The sequence below is a fragment of the Candidatus Bandiella numerosa genome (genome assembly GCF_021811875.1).
GTDB classification, from domain to species: Bacteria; Pseudomonadota; Alphaproteobacteria; order Rickettsiales; family Midichloriaceae; genus Aquirickettsia; species Aquirickettsia numerosa_A.
Window position 1 is genome coordinate 1 of the sequence record NZ_JAJBJD010000295.1, and the last position, 247, is coordinate 247.

Genomic DNA, 247 nt, shown 5'->3' on the forward strand with positions numbered 1-247 from the left:
TTGCCGTCAGCTTCCTTCCGCCAACTCCTCACGAAGTTAACCTTGCCTCAGCTAATGGACAGCTCTATATCAGCCCATGAGGGACTTGAACCCTCTACTCTTACATCATGCACGGCGCACATAAATACTAGATTCAAGCGAAAACAAAAAATGCAGTGGACCCGAGAGAATGCACACAATGTTTTGCAGATTAAAGCGACTATGTCCTCTAATGAGTGGAATCTTTATGAAGCAAATATTGACAATG

The 247-nt window shown here is 43.7% G+C and carries 1 protein-coding gene; it reads left to right on the forward strand.

Annotated elements, in window-relative coordinates; genetic code table 11:
• The coding region (locus L8D11_RS05665; protein WP_236870680.1) for a hypothetical protein at positions 1–247 on the forward strand (247 nt) is incomplete at both ends.